At 71.8% G+C, this 15,990-nt stretch carries 13 protein-coding genes and 1 pseudogene; 6 read left to right on the forward strand and 8 right to left on the reverse strand.

What is annotated here, in order from left to right:
• Positions 1–22: 22 nt before the first annotated feature.
• Both hemA and OG519_RS17865 read right to left on the reverse strand, forming a co-directional pair.
• Positions 23–1,237 (reverse strand): 5-aminolevulinate synthase, encoded by a 1,215-nt coding sequence (gene hemA / locus OG519_RS17860; protein ID WP_405584644.1) that lies wholly within the window; start codon positions 1,235–1,237, stop codon positions 23–25.
• A gap of 5 nt (positions 1,238–1,242) precedes the next feature.
• On the reverse strand, positions 1,243–2,832 hold the full coding sequence (locus OG519_RS17865; RefSeq protein ID WP_405584646.1) for a class I adenylate-forming enzyme family protein: 1,590 nt from the start codon (positions 2,830–2,832) through the stop codon (positions 1,243–1,245).
• 288 nt (positions 2,833–3,120) lie between these two features.
• Here OG519_RS17865 and OG519_RS17870 point away from each other — a divergent pair, with 288 nt between their 5' ends.
• Positions 3,121–3,366 carry a beta-ketoacyl synthase N-terminal-like domain-containing protein gene (locus tag OG519_RS17870; protein ID WP_405584648.1) on the forward strand — a complete coding sequence of 82 codons (246 nt, stop codon included), beginning with the start codon at positions 3,121–3,123 and terminating at the stop codon, positions 3,364–3,366.
• Positions 3,367–3,379: 13 nt separating this feature from the next.
• On the opposite strand, the gene OG519_RS17875 is transcribed toward OG519_RS17870, so the two are convergent.
• The gene (locus OG519_RS17875) at positions 3,380–3,946 is read right to left on the reverse strand and encodes a TetR/AcrR family transcriptional regulator (RefSeq protein WP_405584651.1); all 567 of its coding nucleotides are present in this window, start codon (positions 3,944–3,946) and stop codon (positions 3,380–3,382) included.
• Between the two features lie 246 nt (positions 3,947–4,192).
• Between OG519_RS17875 and OG519_RS17880 the strand changes: the two genes are divergently transcribed.
• Positions 4,193–5,506, forward strand: a complete 1,314-nt coding sequence (locus OG519_RS17880; protein WP_405592808.1) for an MFS transporter — start codon at positions 4,193–4,195, stop codon at positions 5,504–5,506.
• 164 nt (positions 5,507–5,670) lie between these two features.
• Here OG519_RS17880 and OG519_RS17885 read toward each other — a convergent pair whose 3' ends face one another.
• The 4 genes and pseudogenes from OG519_RS17885 to OG519_RS17900 all read right to left on the reverse strand — a co-directional run.
• The gene (locus OG519_RS17885; RefSeq protein WP_405584653.1) at positions 5,671–6,144 is read right to left on the reverse strand and encodes a DUF1931 family protein; all 474 of its coding nucleotides are present in this window, start codon (positions 6,142–6,144) and stop codon (positions 5,671–5,673) included.
• A gap of 22 nt (positions 6,145–6,166) precedes the next feature.
• Complete coding sequence (gene trxA / locus OG519_RS17890; protein WP_405584655.1) at positions 6,167–6,676, reverse strand: thioredoxin; 510 nt, start codon at positions 6,674–6,676, stop codon at positions 6,167–6,169.
• Between the two features lie 131 nt (positions 6,677–6,807).
• Positions 6,808–7,434 (reverse strand): nucleotide exchange factor GrpE, encoded by a 627-nt coding sequence (grpE, locus tag OG519_RS17895; RefSeq protein WP_405584658.1) that lies wholly within the window; start codon positions 7,432–7,434, stop codon positions 6,808–6,810.
• Positions 7,435–7,443: 9 nt separating this feature from the next.
• Positions 7,444–8,874 (reverse strand): annotated as a pseudogene (locus OG519_RS17900) (Hsp70 family protein); the annotation flags it as partial.
• Between the two features lie 572 nt (positions 8,875–9,446).
• Between OG519_RS17900 and OG519_RS17905 the strand changes: the two are divergent.
• The 4 genes from OG519_RS17905 (at position 9,447) to OG519_RS17920 (ending at position 14,954) form a co-directional block, all read left to right on the forward strand.
• Positions 9,447–9,932: an inorganic diphosphatase gene (locus OG519_RS17905; RefSeq protein ID WP_405584661.1), complete on the forward strand. Its 486-nt coding sequence runs from the start codon at positions 9,447–9,449 to the stop codon at positions 9,930–9,932.
• 217 nt (positions 9,933–10,149) lie between these two features.
• On the forward strand, positions 10,150–11,646 hold the full coding sequence (locus OG519_RS17910; RefSeq protein ID WP_405584664.1) for an APC family permease: 1,497 nt from the start codon (positions 10,150–10,152) through the stop codon (positions 11,644–11,646).
• Positions 11,643–12,440, forward strand: a complete 798-nt coding sequence (locus OG519_RS17915; protein ID WP_405584667.1) for a nitrilase-related carbon-nitrogen hydrolase — start codon at positions 11,643–11,645, stop codon at positions 12,438–12,440. Before OG519_RS17910 ends, OG519_RS17915 begins: the two co-directional genes overlap by 4 nt.
• 267 nt (positions 12,441–12,707) lie before the next feature.
• Positions 12,708–14,954, forward strand: a complete 2,247-nt coding sequence (locus OG519_RS17920) for a phosphocholine-specific phospholipase C (protein ID WP_405584669.1) — start codon at positions 12,708–12,710, stop codon at positions 14,952–14,954.
• Between the two features lie 378 nt (positions 14,955–15,332).
• Here OG519_RS17920 and OG519_RS17925 read toward each other — a convergent pair whose 3' ends face one another.
• Entirely contained in the window at positions 15,333–15,959 is a 627-nt protein-coding gene (locus OG519_RS17925) for a DUF998 domain-containing protein (RefSeq protein ID WP_405584672.1), read from the reverse strand.
• Between the last annotated feature and the right edge of the window lie 31 nt (positions 15,960–15,990).

The following is a 15,990-nucleotide window of genomic DNA, read 5'->3' on the forward strand; positions in this document are numbered from 1 at the left end:
GCTCCGACCGCCGGCGCGGGGCTCAGGCCCGGGCGCGCGGGATGTCCAGCTCCTCCCACACGGTGTTCAGCGCCTCGGCGAACTTCTCCACGTCGGCGGTGGTGTGGGTGGCGGACGGCGCGATCCGCAGGATCTCCTCGCCCTCCTTGACGCTGGGGGCGTTGATCGACTGCACGTAGATGCCGTAGCGCTTCAGCAGCAGCTCGGAGGCCCGGCGGCAGCGGGCGTCCTCGCCGACGAAGGCCGAGACGATGTGCGACATCGGTGACACGAAGGGAATCTGACGCGCGGTCAGCAGGCGGTGCAGCAACTGGGCGTTGGCGGCCAGCCGCTCGCGCTCCTGGTCCGAGCCGGTGAGGTGGCGCACCGCGGCGAGCGCGGCGGCCGCGACCGCCGGCGGCAGCGAGGTGGTGAAGATGAAGCCGCGGGCGAAGCTGCGCACCGCGTCCACCATCGCGGCGGGGCCGGCGATGTAGCCGCCGGAGGTGCCGAAGCCCTTGGCCATGGTGCCCATCACCACGGTGAACTCGTCGGCGATGCCCTCGCGGGCGGCGATGCCCGCGCCGCGCGGACCGTACATCCCGACCGCGTGCACCTCGTCGATGTAGGTGGTGACGCCGTACTTCTTGGCCACGGCGGCGAGCTCGGCCAGCGGCGCGACGTCACCGGACATCGAGTACACCGACTCCAGCACCAGCAGCTTGGGGCGGTCGCCGTCGGCCTGGAGCAGCTCCTCCAGGTGTGCGACGTCGTTGTGGCGGAAGATCCGCTTCTCGGCGCCGGCGTGCCGCAGGCCGTCGATGATCGAGGCGTGGTTCAGCTGGTCCGAATAGACCACGGTGCCCGGCATTCGGCCCGCGAGTACGGTCAGCGCGGCGTCGTTGGCGGTGTAGCCGGAGCTGAAGATCAGCGCGGCCTCCTTGCCGTGCAGCGCGGCTAACTCCTGCTCCAGCAGGACGTGGTAGTAGTTGGTGCCGCCGATGTTGCGGGAGCCGCCGGAGCCGGCGCCGAACGCGTCGACGGCCTCCTTCATGGCGGCCAGCACGGCGGGATGCTGGCCCATGCCGAGGTAGTCGTTGCTGCACCAAACGCTGATCTCCCGCTCGCCGCCCGCGTGGCCCTCGCGCACGCTGGCGCTCGGGAACCGGCCGGCGTGCCGGCCGATCTCCAGGAACTGCCGACTCTCCTGGGCGAACTCCTGCATTTCCTGGGTAAAGAAGTCCAGGTGTGCGGTCATTGTGGTCACTCGCTCTCTGAGGTGACGGTGCGCAGGGCGCGCAGCCGAGGCTTGTCCGGCTTGCCGGCGGAGTTCAGCGGGAGCTCGTCGAGCACCGCTATCTGCTCGGGTGCGTGCACCGCCGAGAGCGCCTCGGTCACGTGGGCGCGGATCTGCTCCACGGTGGTCGGCGCGCCCGGCCGCAGCACCACGGCGGCGTGCAGGTGCTCGATGTTGTCCGCGTCCCGGATGCCGAAGACCGCGGCGTGCGCCACGCCGGGCAGGGTGAGGATCTCCCGCTCGACCACCGCCGGGTGGACCTTGACGCCCTTGGTCTTCACCACGTCGGCCATCCGGTCGACCAGATAGAGGTAGCCCTCCTCGTCGAGCCGGCCGATGTCGCCGGTGCGGATCCAGCCGTCCCTCAGCACCTTCGCGGTCAGCTCGGGCTCGCCCCAGTAGCAGTCCATCATGTGCGGGGAGCGGAACCAGACCTCGCCGGTGTCGCCGATCTTGATCTCCGCGCCGGTCTCCGGGGCGCAGACCTTGACCTCGACCCCGGCGAACGGGCGCCCCACCGAGGAGTGCAGCCGCGGCTCCAGGTGCTCGACCGGATTGAGCCTGGTGATCGGGCCGCCCTCGCTGGCGCCGTAGGCCTGCGACAGGCGGGTCCCGAACGTCTCGACGGCGTCGGCCACCCGGGCCGGGGCCGCGGCGCTGCCGGCGTAGATCAGCAGCCAGAGCGTGGTCAGGTCGGTGGTGCGGGTGTCCGGGTGGTCGAGCAGCCGGTACAGGTGTTCGGTTGCCATGAAGGTCCGGGTGATCCGCTGCTCCGCGATCTCGCGCAGCACCGCGCCGGGCTCGAACTCCTCGTGCAGCACGACCACGCCGCGCGCCATCAGCACCGCGTCGGCCATCGGCGCGACGGTGTGGCTCAGCGGGGTGGTGACCAGTATCCGGGGGTGGTCGGCCTCGAGCATCAAGCTCCGGTTCATCGCGACGATGCTGTGCCAGGCCCGGTTCGACAGCCGGATGCCCTTGGGCCGGCCGGTGCTGCCGCTGGTGAACGCGACCACCGCGACATCCTGCTCGTCCACCGCGACCTGCGCCTCGGCCGGGTCGCCGAGCTCCGCGGCCGGCACCGGGGTCACCGGGACGGCCTCCGCCACGTCCACCCCGAAGCCGGTGAGCACCAGTGAGCCGGTCAGCGACTCGGCCAACTCCTGTGCGCGGGAGGCGTTCTCGGTGTCGGTGAAGAGCACGGTGGCGCCGGTGTTCCGCAGGATCTCCAGCTGACCCTCGATCGGCAGCAGCCGCTTGGCCGAGCCCGGGTTGGTGGTGCCCAGGTAGCAGACCGCCCCGCCGAGCAGGTGGGCGGCGTAACGCGCGCCGAGCATGTCGGGGCTGTTGGGCGCCACCAGGATGCCCGTCATCGTGCCGGGGCCGACCCCGAGGCCGCGCAGCACCTGGACCGCGCCCGCCACCGCATCGGCGAACTCGCCGGCCGACACGGGCTCGCCGTGCCGGCGCAGCACGGTGCGGTCCGGATCGGCAGTCAGGACCGCCAGGATCTCGGCGACGTAGCCGCCCGTCGGTAACTCGGCCGGATCGACCATCGCGACCTCCATTCGATGCGCGGAAGCCCCCGATGGAGACCCCCGTCTTGCACGGACGGTGGTCAGCCTCCCGGCAGCCGGGCCGAGCGCCAAGGGGCCAACGGGGCCCTCGACCGGGCCCCCGCATGGGCCACCGGTGTACCCGATCAGGTAGCTGCCATCCGGTGCGGCCCCGGCCCCTTCGTCCCTCCCCGCCGGGCACCCGACCTGGTCGCTGCGGCCGAGGTAGGGGCCGGACAGGGGGTGAGGCGTCTCGGCCCTGACCGTCATCCGAGACAGCGGCATGCGATGGGCGGGGTGGGAGACGAGGGCGGCCTCCTGCGCCGGGCCACCGAGTTCGACTCGGCGCTCTTCGGCATCTCGCCGCGCGGGGCGCCGGCCATGGGCCCGTGGCAGCGGCTGCCGCTGGAGACCTCCTGGGAGGGCGGCGAGGCCTTCCCGGGCACTGGCGGCTCGGCCGGCCTCGCCCCGGAGGGCGGGGCCGGGATCGCCTCCGGCGGGCGGGGCCGGCCGCGTGTCGTGTCGTGTGTCTGAACGCCGGTTTGCCTTACAGCAGCCGGTCGACCAGTCCGTTGACGTACTCCGGGGTGAGCGGGTCCGCACCGAAGAGCACGCGGATGTACATCGGGGCTATGACGTGGTCCAGCACGCCGTGCGCGTCGGGAGGGTTCTCGCCGCGTTCCCGGGCGCGATCGAGCACGGTCTGCACTTGCAGGGAGCGTTCGGCGAGGAGGTCGTCACGTGCCCGCAAGCCCTGCCGGCCGCTGCTGGTCAGGGCGACGATCAGCCGCAGCAGCGCCAGGCCGTCGGGTCCGGTGATCTCGCGGGCCGTGTTGGCCGCGAGAGCGCGCAGGTCGCCGGCCAGGCTGCCGGTGTCGGGCATCGGCGACTGCGTGTTGAGGTAGGTGAGCAGCACGTCGGCGAGCAGCTTTTCCATGCCGTCCCACCTGCGGTAGATGCTGCTGTCGGCCACGCCCGCACGAGCGGCGACGTCGGCGATCGTGAAGTTGCCGTAGCCGCGCTCACCGACCAGGTCGGTGACAGCCTGATGCACCGCCGCGGTGACGCGGGCGCTGCGCCCGCCGGGCCTCTTGACCGGCTGTCGATCGTCCACGGTGGCCAGCTTAACGCAGCTCGCCCTTGCGTTTGCGTCGCAGCCTCCCTACTATCCACTAACGCAGGAGCGAGCCGCGTTTGGCGGCTCCCACGGATTTCCCTGCCTCGTGCCGAAGGCCACAGCCCCACGGAGGGAACGGTTTTGACGGCATCTCAGGGCACGACGACGGCTACCCCGCCGGTGGCGGCAGGCAGCCGTTCGAAGCAGGTCGCGCTACTCACGGTGACCTGCCTGGGGCAGTTCATGGTGCTGCTCGACAACACGATCGTCGGCGCGGCGCTGCCTGACATGGGGCAGCGATTGCACACCGGGCTGACCGGCTTGCAATGGATCGTCGACGCCTACGTGCTGCTCGTCGCCATGCTGCTGCTGTCCGGCGGCGTCTTCGCCGACCGGTTCGGCCGCAGGCGGGTGTTCCTGTCCGGCATCGCGTTGTTCACCGCCGCATCCGCGGTGTGCGCCCTCGCACCCTCGATCGGCTGGCTGCTTACCGGCCGGGTGCTCCAGGGCATCGGTGCCGCGGCGCTCAGCCCGGCCTCGCTGGCGCTGCTGGTCGCCGCGTTTCCAGTGCCGCAGGAGCGGGTCAAGGCGATCGGGCTGTGGGCCGGAATCAGCGGAATCGGCCTGGCCGCCGGGCCCTTGGCCGGTGGAGTGCTGGCGGACGCCTTCGGCTGGCCCGCCATCTTCCTCGTCAACCTGCCGATCGGTGTCGCCCTGCTACCGGCCGGCCGCCGGTTCCTGAGCGAGTCCCGTAATCCGAGCGCCCCCGCCATCGACATCCCTGGGACGGTCCTGTCCGTCCTGGGAGTGGGGGCGTTGGCCTACGGCATGATCGAGGGTGGTTCCCGCGGCTGGACCTCGCCGCTGATCCTGGGCAGCTTCGCGGCGGCGGTGGTACTCGTCGGCGTCTTCTTCGCTGTTGAGAGCCGTCGGGCGGCGCCGATGTTCCCGCTGCGGCTGTTCCGGCAGCGGCTGTTCACGGTGGCCAACACGGCGATGGTCGTGGTCGGGTTCGCCCTGATGGGCTCGTCGTTCTTCTTCTCCCAGTTCTTCGTCTACGTGCAGGGGAGTTCGATCCTGCGGGCCGGCCTGCAAACCCTGCCCACCTCACTCGGCATGGTCATCCTCAGCCCCTACGCGGGCCGGCTCGCCGCCCGGTACGGCTTCCGGATCGTGGTCACCACCGGCCTGACACTGGCCGGGCTGGGACTGTTGGCCCTGGGCTTCGTGCACGCGAACACCGGCTACGGCGAAGTGTGGTGGCGGCTGGCCGTCATCGGCATCGGCTTCGCGCTGACCCTGTCCCCCCTGACCGGCGCCGCCATCCAGGCCGTCAGCCCCCAGGAAAGCGGCCTCGCCTCGGGGATCAGCAGCACCACCCGGCAGATCGGCGCGGTGTTCGGCGTGGCACTGCTCGGAGCGATCGTGCGCGGCGAGGAATCGGGCGGCGGTTCCTTCGCGGCGGGGCTCACCAGTGCTTTTGTTGTGGCCGGTGGTGTCACCTTGGCTGCGGCTGTGCTCACCGGGCTGTGGCTGGTGAGGTCGAATCCCTCCTGAGGAGCGGTTCCTGTCGTGCCCGGCCCACCGGCCGGTGGTGGGTTGCTCGCGCAGTTCCGCCCCCAGAGCTTCGCCTGGGGGGACCCCCAGCGCCTCCTGGGGGTTTGCCGCCGAGCGCCGGGGCGCCCTGGGGTTGCCGATCGGCGCGCCGGAGGCGGGAAGCGTTAGATGAGGAGGTCGAAGAGTTCGAACGCGAGGTCCCAGTCCTCGGTGGTGGGGGTTCGGTCCGCCGTGTCGAGGGCTCGGAGCGCGCGGGCCAGGGCGACGCTGATGCCGCCGGCGAGTTCGGGGAGGCGGGCCGCGGTCTCCTCGGCGAGGGCCAGGCCGGGGTCGGAGCCGAGCAGGGGGCCGGGCTCGGTCCACGGCCGGTCACCCCCGCTGTCGCCGGCGCCGCCGACAACCTCCGCCATCTTCCGGTACGCGTGCGCGCTCTCCTGGAGCCCCTTGGTGACCGGAAGGTCCCGCGGCTCGATGGCCTCCCGGCGGCCGGCCCCGGCGTGCGCCGCCCCGACGAGGAGCAAATCGTAAAGCTTGCGGTCCACGAAATCGTTGTAGCGCCCGAGGTCCCGCCCACTGACCTCCAGGTCCGCGGCGGCCTCGAAGAAACGCTCGAACTCGGCGGCTCCCATGACAGGCATGCGATGCACCTTCCGGTCGTGGTCAGGCGGCACGGGCGTCGTCCCCCAGGGCGTCCGCCACCCACTGGCGCAGGACGGGCGCCGGGGCGGCGCCGGCCTGGCGGGCGATGGTCCTGCCGTGGTCGAGGACCAGCAGGGTCGGCACCGCCTGTACCTCGAAGCGCTCCGCGAGCGCGGGCGACGTGTCGATGTCGACCTTGACCAGTTTGATCCGGCCGGCCAACTCCGACGCGACCTGCTCAAGGGCCGGGCTGACCATACGGCAGGGGCCGCACCACGTGGCCCACAGATCCACCAGGACCGGCAGGTCTGCCTGGTCGGCGACCACGCCGAACTCGGCGTCGCCCGCCTCGGCGATCCAGGGCAGCGCGCTGTGGCAGTTGCCGCACGTGGGGAGGCCGTCGGCGGCGGCGGGTACGCGGTTGCTCTTTCCGCAGGTGGCACAGCGGACGATTCGGCTGTCCCGGTCGGGTTGCTCAGGCCGCTCGGGTTGCCCGGGATGGCCCGTGCCTTCAGCCGGTGTCGCGCTCATGGCGACTCCTCTCGTCGGTCCTGTTGGTCCTGCCGGTTCCGTTGGTCCTGGATGCCGACGCTCGGAGCGCCGGCTCACGGGGTCCGCTCCTCGCCGCCCGGGGCGGCACGCGCTCACGTGCCATCAGGCACCTACTCCTCCCTGGGACTGACCGCCACCGCGGCGGGGCGCAGTTGGCGACCGGGGTCGCCGTACCCGGGGCGCAGCACCTGGACGACGGCGCCGGGGTCGGCACCAGGGGTGTCGATGACGGTCACCACGTCGTGCCGCGCCGGGTCGAAGGGGATACCGGTCTCGTCGTGGCGCGGGTAACCGAGGCCGCGCAGCACCTCGACGGCCTGATCGCGTACCGCCTGGACGCCCTGGACGATCGCCCCCGAGTCGACGTCGGCGTGGGCGAGCGCCAGGTCGAGGTGGTCGATGACGGGCAGGAACGCGCGGGCCACCTTGGCCCGTTCCGCCTGGATCTCGCGGGGCAGTTCACGGGCGTACCGCTTGCGGAGGTTGTCCAGGTCGGCGACCGCCCGCTTCCACCGGTCCGCCAGCTCAGCGCGGTCGGGGGCTTCGGCGCGGTCGGGGGCCCGCGGTACGGTCCCGGTGGCCTGCGGGCTTTCGGGCCCGGGAGCCGTCCCGGCGCTCTCACCGTCCGCGCCGTCCGGGCGCTGCGGTACGGGAGGTACGGGCCCGGTCGCGGCCGGCCCCTCCGGCGGCGGAACGTCCTCGGCCGGACGGCTCTGCTGCTCTGCTGGCTCTGACATGGCGCTGCCTCAGCTCCCATGGAAGACGGGGTCGATGACGTCGTCGTCGGCTGTCGTGGACCCGCTCGCGGCCGAGCTTTCGGACGCCGGCCGCTCGGCGGCGCGGTCGGCCAGCCCGGCATGGACCCGCTGGAGTTCGGAGGTGAGGGTGCGGGCCCGGTCGGCCGGGGCCTCCTCCTCGACGGCGGCACGCGCCTCACCGACGAGCCTCTCGGCGCGGGCCTTCTCCTGCTCGGGCGCGCGGTCGCCGAGTCCCGCAAGGCGGCGTTCGACCTGGTGATCGGCGGCGTCGAGTTCGTTGCGGGCGTCGATCGCCTCCCGCTCGGCCAGGTCGGAGCCCCGGCATTGGTCGGCCTCGGCGATCATCCGCTCGACGTCGTAGGGGTCGAGGTTGGCGTTCTCGTTGACGGTGATCGACTGTTCGCCGCCGGCGAGGGTGTTCTCGGCGTGCCCGGCGTGCCCGGCGTGCCCGGCGTCCCTGGCGTCCTCGGCGTACCTGGCTCCGACGGTGAGGATGCCGTCGGCGTCGACGTCGAAGGTGACCTCGATCCGGGTCCGGCCGCGCCGCGCAGGCCGGAGGTTCTCCAGCCGGAATCGGCCGAGCACCCGGTTGCCCGCGGCGAGTTCGCGTTCGCCCTGGAGCACGACGACGTCCACCGCGGGCTGGTCGTCCTCGGCGGTGGAGAAGATCTCCGAACGGCGCACGGGGAGGGGCGTGTTCCGCTCGATGAACCTGGTCATCACACCGCCGGCGGTCTCCTCGCCGAGGGACAGCGGCGTCACGTCGAGCAGCAGGACGTCGGTGACCTCGCCGGTGAGCACGCCTGCCCGGGCGGCGGCGCCCAGCGTCGCCTCCTCGTCGGGGTTGACGCTCGTCCGCCGGTCCCGGCCGCCGGTCATCCGCTTCACCAGGCTGTGTACGGCCGGCATCCGGGTCGAGCCGCCGACCAGGATGACCTTGTCGAGGTCTTCGGCGCTGACCCCGGCGTCGGACATCGCCTGCTTGACCGGTTCCCGGCAGCGTTCCAGCAGGTCGGCGGTGAGCTGCTCGAAGGTGGGCCGGTGGAGCGTCTCGGTGAGGTGCTTCGGGCTGGCGGTGTCGGCGTCGGCGAACGCCAGGCTCACCTGGGTCCGGGTGACCGAGCTCAGCTCGGTCTTGGCCTTCTCGGCCGCTTCGAACAGGCGCTGCGAGGTCCGCGGGTCCTCGCGGGGATCGATCCCCTCGGCCCGCTGGAACCCCTCGGCGAGGTGGTCGGCCAGCCGCCGGTCGAAGTCGTCGCCGCCGAGGTGGGGGTCGCGGGCCGTGCCGCGTACGTCCACCGCCCCGTCGCCGACGTCCAGCACGGTGACGTCGAAGGTGCGGGCGCCGAGGTCGAGGACGAGTACGGTCTCGTACGTCTTCTTGTGCAGCCGGTAGGCCAGTGCGGCGGCCGTCGGCTCGGCGGTCCCCGCGTTGGTGGGGCCTGTGGGTTTCGCCATCCTGGTTCTCCTCCGTCGCCGTCCGTCACCGCCCCGACGCGCACCGGTGAGCGCCCGCGCCCGCACGGATCCGGCACACGGCCCACCAGTGTCGAGCGTGACCCGGCGCCCGCTGCGAGTCCTCGCCCTGCCAGGACCAATCCCGCCCACCCACCCCGTACCGCAGGACAAGGCGGCGCCCCGGCGCTCGGCGGCAACCCCCAGGGGCGCGGGGAACTGCGCGGGCAACCCACCACCGGACGGTGGACCGGCAACGACAGCAACAGCCCCCTCGGGACGGTGACAACCCGCGGGCTGCGTCGTGGCTGGTCGCGCAGTTCCGCCCCCAGAGCTTCGCCTGGGGGTACCCCCAGCGCCTCCTCGGGGCACGGCACCTCCCGCCCAGGTGAGGGCGGCGCCTACCGGGGCGGCGAGGGGTAGCCCGGAGGGTCAATATCACCAGAAATGACCCATCTGCGGCACACTGGAAGGGCACGTCACCGCGGGACCGCACCGCCGGTCGGGGGGAACGAGTGCCGCACCGGGAGGGCCTCATGGATTTCGATGTCACCGTGGAAATCCCCCAGGGATCGCGGAACAAGTACGAGATGGACCACACGCTCCACCGGATCCGGCTCGACCGCATGCTCTTCACCGCCACCCGCTACCCGGCCGACTACGGCTATGTCGACGGCACCCTCGGCGGCGACGGCGAGCCGCTGGACGCCTTGGTGCTCGGCGGTGATCCGACCTTTCCCGGTTGCGTGATCAACTGCCGGACCGTGGCGATGTTCATGATGAGCGACGAGATGGGCCCCGACGAGAAGCTGCTCTGCGTACCCGCGCACGACCCCCGCTACGCCGGGCTCCAGGACATCGACGACGTCTCGCCCTATGACCTGCTGGAGATCACCCACTTCTTCGAGGTCTACAAGGACCTGGAGCCCGGCAAGTCCGTGGCCGGCTCGCACTGGGAGGGACGCGACCGGGCGTACGAGGAGATCGACGCCTCGCGCCGCCGGGCCGCCGGAGAGCTCTGACCGTCCGACCCGGGGCCCGCGCCTGCCGTACCGCCCGGCCGCACCGCCCCGCCGAACCCCCCTCGCCCTGCCGCACCGCACCCGCCCCCGGCAACTCCCCAACCCCGTAAGATCCGACCGCTTTTTCGGTGGACCCGCCCCCTGTCCCCCGGCGATCACCCTCTCTAGGGTCTGGCCAAGCCATTTGGCCGCACCGGAGCGAGGACGAGGTCCCCACATGTCCGCGAGAACCGTCTTGGAACAGGCCGCGCCCGCCCCCACCGGGCTGCGCCGCGAACTCAAGGTCACCGACGCCGCCGCCTTCTCGGTCGGGCTGATCGGCCCGGTGGGCGCCATGGCGCTGCTCGGCGTCGGCGCCGCCGGCCTGCTGGGACAGGGCGCCACCTGGGCGTTCGTCTTCGCGATCCTCGGGGTCGCGCTCGTCGGCTACGGCTTCGTCAAGCTCTCCCAGCACATCTCGCACACCGGCTCGGTCTACGCGCTGGTCGGCCGGACCCTCGGCCCCCGGGCCGGCTTCGTGGCGGGCTGCGCCCTCTTCACCGCCTACGCCACCATCGGCACCGGCTCCACCATCGAGATCGCGCTCTTCTTCGACAAGGTGCTGGCCAGGATCAATGTGATCGGCGACGGCTCGACCGAGTGGATCTGGACCGGTCTGGTGGCCCTCGCCCTCGTCGTCGCGCTGTCGCTCAGCGAGATCCGGGTGATCACCCGGATCCTGCTGATCTGCGAACTGGTCGGCGCCGCCCTCGTGGTCGTGCTCAGCGTGGTGATCCTGGTCCGGGTGGGCGTCGGCGACGCCCCGCACGGCCGGCACCTGAACGCGGACTTCATCCACCTGCCGGCGGGCACCGGATTCGGCACCGTGGCCGCCGCGGCCGTCTTCGGCTTCCTCGCCTTCGCCGGCTTCGAGGGCGCCGCCGCCCTCGGCGAGGAGACCCTCAACCCCAAGCGGGAGATACCCCGCGCGCTGAAGATCACCATGCTGGTGGTCGGCGCCTTCTTCCTGCTGACCATCGTCGGGCAGGCCGTCGGCTACGGCACCGACCCGGCCGGGGTGAAGGCGTTCGCCGGGGCGGAGGACCCGTACGGCGACCTGGCCGGCCAGTACATCGGCACCGCGATGGGCGTCCTGCTCGACCTCGTCGCCAGCGTCAGCCTCTTCGCCATCACCCTCGGCACCGTCAACGGCGCCGCCCGGGTCGGCTACGCGCTGATCCGCGACGCCGGGGTCTCCGGCCCGCTCGTCAAGCTGAGCAAGCGCGGCGCCCCCATCGGCACCATCAGCCTGACCTGCACCTTTGTGCTGTGCTTCGCCGTCGGTCAGCGGCTGGCCGGCACCGGCGTACTGGAAGCCACCTTCTACTGGCTCACCATCGGCTCGATCGCCCTGCTGGTCGCGTACGCCATGTCCACCGTCGGGGCCTTCCGCTTCCTCTTCCTGGGCGGCGCCCCGAAGGCGCCCCGCTGGCAGGCCGTGATCCCGGTGCTGGCGCTGGCCTTCGTGCTCTACACCATCTACAAGAACTCCGTCGGCGTGCACGGCCCGTACCGCGTCTTCCCGTTCGTGGTCCTCGGCGTGCTGGTCGTGGCCACGGCCGTGGTGGCGCTGGTGCCGGGTCTCGCCGAGCGGGTACGCGGCCGGATCGCCGACCCGGGTGTCGCCGACGAGCCCGGCGCCGCCCCCGAGCCCGCCCTCCAGGACGCGGAGTGACCCGGATCGTCTGCCGCCAGATCGCCCCGCGGGTGGGGGATCTGGCGGCCAATCACGAGCGGATGCTGCGGACCATAGCCGAGGCCACCGCGGCCGGCGCGGACATCCTCGTCCTGCCGGAACTCGCCAGCAGCGGCTACGTCTTCGCCTCGCGCACCGAGGTCGACACGTGCGCGATCCCCTCCCGCGACCCGCTCATCGCCGCCTGGTCGGCGGCGATCCAGGGACCGTCGGTCGTGGTCTGCGGCTACGCCGAGCGCGGCGACGACGGCGCGGTCTACAACAGCGCGGTCGTCCTCGACTCCGGCGGGGTGCTCGCGGACTACCGCAAGGCCCACCTCTGGGACCGGGAGAAACTCTTCTTCACCCCCGGCACCGGGCGCCCGCCGGTGGTGGAGACCCGCTTCGGCCGGATCGGCGTGCTCATCTGCTACGACCTGGAGTTCCCCGAGTACACCCGGCGGATCGCGCTCGACGGCGCCGACCTCATCGCCGTCCCCACCAACTGGCCGCACGTCCGGGTCCCCGAGGGGGAGCGGCCGCCCGAGGTGGTCATCGCGCAGGCCGCGGCGCGGGTCAACCGGGTCACCATCGCCTGCTGCGACCGGACCGGAACCGAACGCGGCCAGCGCTGGACCGAGGGAACCGCGATCGTCGACCACAACGGCTGGATCGTCTCGGCGGCGGGCGGCAGCCATGTGGCGAGCGCGGAGACGGATCTCATCGAGGGCCGGGACAAGGCGATCACCCCTCGTAATCACCTCTTCGCCGACCGGCGAACGGATCTTTACTGACCGGGCATTCGACTCCCGGGGCGTTCCCGACCCGCGCCGACCCCCGCCCCGACCCGTGCCCCGACCGGCGCCGACACCCTGCCCCCACCTGCGCTGACGCACGCTCATTTCCGCCGCACCGCCGCGGGGAACCGATCTGTACGCCGGGTGGAAAAGCCACCGGCGGACAGATAATTTCCGCTGCCATTAATCCCCGCTTCTCCGGGCCGCCCGATGTGATCAATAGGTTCGCGACACCCCCCACATCCCTCCCGGAGGTGTTGATCCATGTCGGAACTGTCCCGACGAGGTTTCCTCGGCGCGGCCACCGCGATCACCGGCGCGGCGGCGATCGGCGTCACCGCGCCGGCGGCCGAGGCCGCGTCGGACGCGAAGCCGCAGCACAAGCCGGCTCCGAAGCCGCGACCGCACGGCGACATCCGCGACATCAAGCGGGTGGTGATCCTGATGCAGGAGAACCGCAGCTTCGACCACTACTACGGCTCGCTGCGCGGTGTGCGCGGCTTCGGCGACCGTTCCACCATCACGCTGCCCGGCGGCCTGTCGGTCTTCGAGCAGCCCACGACGACCCCTGGGCAGCCGATCACCGCCACCCAGTTCCCCTGGCGGCTGGCGGACGCGCCCGTCTCGGCCTACCCCGCCGGGCACCAGCCGCCCAGCTCCGAGGTCGGCGCGCAGAACTACGGCGGCACCGACCACAGTTGGGAGAGCCAGCACACGGCGTGGTACGGCGGTCTGATGAACGCCTGGTACGTCAGCAAGGGCGGCCCGACGACGCTGGGTTACCTGGACCGCCGGGACCTGCCCTTCCACTACGCGCTCGCCGACGCGTACACGATCGGCGACGCCTACCACTGCTCGGTTCTCAGCGCGACCGGCCCGAACCGCACCTACCACTGGGGCGGCACGATCGACGCGCGGAAGAAGTACGGCACCTTCACCGCGTACAGCGGCGGCGACGAGCTGGGCCGGAACCTCGCCTGGGAGTCGTACGCCGAGACGCTCCAGAAGGCCGGGGTGAGCTGGAAGGTCTACCAGGGCTCCGACAACTACGGCGACAACGGCCTGGAGTACTTCAAGAGCTTCGCCCAGTACGACCCCGAGCAGGGCGGCACGCCCGCGCCCGGCAACGTGCTCTACGACAACGGCGTCGCGGTCGTCCCCGAGCCGAACGACCCGGAGACCGGCAACGCCGACAACCTGGTGCTGGCGATCAGGAAGGACGTGCTGGCCGGCACGCTGCCCGAGGTCTCCTGGGTGGTCACCAACCAGCGCTACTCCGAGCACCCGGACGGCGCCCCGACCGACGGCGCGTACTACGTGCACGAGGTGCTCAAGGCGCTCAACGCCGACCCGGACGTCTTCAACTCCACTCTCGTCATCATCAACTTCGACGAGAACGACGGCCAGTTCGACCACGTGCCCCCGCCGGTGCCCGCGCCTGGCGAGACCGACGAGTTCGTGGCCGGCACCGACCTCTCCCAGTACGGCTTCACCGCGCCGGCGCCGGTCGGCCTGGGCTTCCGGGTGCCGCTGCTGCTGGTCTCGCCGTGGACCCGCGGCGGCTGGGTGACCTCGGAGGTCTCCGACCACACCTCGGTCATCCAGTTCCTGGAGCGGTGGACCGACGCGCACGGCAAGCCGGCCCGCTGCCCGAACATCAGCGACTGGCGCCGCCGGGTCTGCGGCGACCTCACCGGCGCCTTCGACTTCACCGCGCCGGTCTACGGGCTGCCGAAGCTGCCGGAGCTCGCCCCCATCGGCGAGCCGGCCGGCTACAACCCGCCGGTCACCACCAACGCGCTGCCGCGCCAGGAGCCGGGCACCAAGCGGGCGCGGGCGCTGCCCTACCAGCCCAACGCCAACCTCGTCGGCTTCACCACGGACGCCCATGGCGAGGTCACCGCGGACCTGGAGTTCAGCAACAACGGGCCGCGGGTGAGCAAGGCCAGCCACTTCTCGGTCTACGACAACACGGCGGGCGCGCCGGCGCTGACCGAGTACCCGGCGAAGTTCCCCGGCCAGTACACGGTGGACGCCTCGCGGCGGCTGTCCAGGACCGTACGCGGATCGGCGCCGGTCGGCACGGCAGGGGTGGGCTCCTCGGGTTCTGCGGGTTCCGCGGGTTCCGCCGCCTCCGCGTACGACATCACGGTCGTCGGCCCCAACCGCTTCCTGCGGCACTTCACCGGTGATGTCGCCGCCGCGGGCAAGTCCGCGCAGGTCAGCGCGGCGTACTACGAGGACGACCGCGGCGCCCGGCCCAAGCTGTCGCTGAAGCTGACCAACGGCGGCTCGCGCCCGGTGACCTTCACGGTGGTGTCGAACCACTACGGCACCGACCGTCCGGCGACCTACCACGTCCCCGCGCACGGCCACACCACCCACACGGTGGACGCGCGGGCCAAGAGCGACGGCTGGTACGACCTGTCGGTGACGCTCGGGGGTGACGCGTCCTGGTCGCGGCGGTACGTGGGCCACCTGGAGGACGGCTCGGACAGTGTGACCGGCTGAGCAGTTTGTCCTTACATCGGCTGGGGGTGCCTGAGGGTGCCTCGGAGTGCCTTACGTCGCTTCACGGGCCCGGCGGTTCCGCGTCGCATCGCGGTGCGGGATCGGCGGGCTTCGTCGTAGAGCGGGGGCGAGGGCGGGGCGACAGGGCCGACGCCGGACTACCCGGGAATTCGTCGGCCAACCCAGCTTGGGCGACTTTCACTTGGACGAGTGAACAGGGGGCAGCTCTTCTGAGGAACCCGTCAGCACGACCTACCGCTTGAAGGAGCCTCACATGTACATCGGCCTCGGCACCATCGTCCTCATCGTCGTCATCGTCCTCGTCGTCATGATGCTTCGGCGCGGCTGACCGGCGGTAGACGCTGCCGCCGGCCGTGATCAGGGCAGTTGCCCTTCCCGGCCGGATCGGCGTACCCGTAGGCAGGAGGCGACCACCACCAGCGGCCAGACGGACTGCACGGAGGTCACCACCCGCTCGGCGACACCGATGGCGGCGTGCACGAATTCGAGCTGGATCACGAACCACAGGGCCAGGCCCCACATCACGACGCTCGCCGTGACCGACGGCTTGAGCCGCAGCCCCCAGGGTGTGCTCCGCATCCGGTCGCGGTCGAGCCGGCGATCGACCGCCAGCACCGGCCACACCGCCAGCAGGGAGAACCCGACCCCGACCACCCAGCCGTGGGGCAGCGAGCCCCCGGTGCGCGGGGCCGGAAAGAGCGACAGCAGGATCGCCGCCACGCCGCCGCCGGCCAGGCACAGCCGTCCGGCGCGCTTGGCCGCCCGCAGCCCCCACGCGGTCACCAGATGGCAGACCCCCTCGGCGATCAGGGTCCCGGTCAGCACCCAGTAGCCCGTTCTGCCGCCGGCCGCCAGCACGCTGATCGTCTCGGTGACGGGGTTGTACCTGCGCCCTTCGATGATCGCGCCGGTCGTCCAGCCCACGATCAGTACGACGGGAGCGAAGCTGGAGGAGAGCAGGGCCGGCCACGCTACAAGTCGCATCAGACCACCGTAAAACGCCCGTCTGCTTCCT

The organism is Streptomyces sp. NBC_01190 (assembly GCF_045039895.1).
In the GTDB taxonomy this organism is placed as follows: domain Bacteria; phylum Actinomycetota; class Actinomycetes; order Streptomycetales; family Streptomycetaceae; genus Actinacidiphila.

Bases quoted from the DNA above. Each gene is read 5' to 3' on its own strand.
- hemA (WP_405584644.1), bottom strand. From the start codon at position 1,237: ATGACCGCACACCTGGACTTCTTTACCCAGGAAATGCAGGAGTTCGCC.
- OG519_RS17865 (WP_405584646.1), bottom strand. From the start codon at position 2,832: ATGGTCGATCCGGCCGAGTTACCGACGGGCGGCTACGTCGCCGAGATC.
- OG519_RS17870 (WP_405584648.1), top strand. From the start codon at position 3,121: ATGGGCGGGGTGGGAGACGAGGGCGGCCTCCTGCGCCGGGCCACCGAG.
- OG519_RS17880 (WP_405592808.1), top strand. From the start codon at position 4,193: ATGGTGCTGCTCGACAACACGATCGTCGGCGCGGCGCTGCCTGACATG.
- OG519_RS17885 (WP_405584653.1), bottom strand. From the start codon at position 6,144: ATGCCTGTCATGGGAGCCGCCGAGTTCGAGCGTTTCTTCGAGGCCGCC.
- trxA (WP_405584655.1), bottom strand. From the start codon at position 6,676: ATGAGCGCGACACCGGCTGAAGGCACGGGCCATCCCGGGCAACCCGAG.
- grpE (WP_405584658.1), bottom strand. From the start codon at position 7,434: ATGTCAGAGCCAGCAGAGCAGCAGAGCCGTCCGGCCGAGGACGTTCCG.
- OG519_RS17905 (WP_405584661.1), top strand. From the start codon at position 9,447: ATGGATTTCGATGTCACCGTGGAAATCCCCCAGGGATCGCGGAACAAG.
- OG519_RS17910 (WP_405584664.1), top strand. From the start codon at position 10,150: ATGTCCGCGAGAACCGTCTTGGAACAGGCCGCGCCCGCCCCCACCGGG.
- OG519_RS17920 (WP_405584669.1), top strand. From the start codon at position 12,708: ATGTCGGAACTGTCCCGACGAGGTTTCCTCGGCGCGGCCACCGCGATC.
- OG519_RS17925 (WP_405584672.1), bottom strand. From the start codon at position 15,959: ATGCGACTTGTAGCGTGGCCGGCCCTGCTCTCCTCCAGCTTCGCTCCC.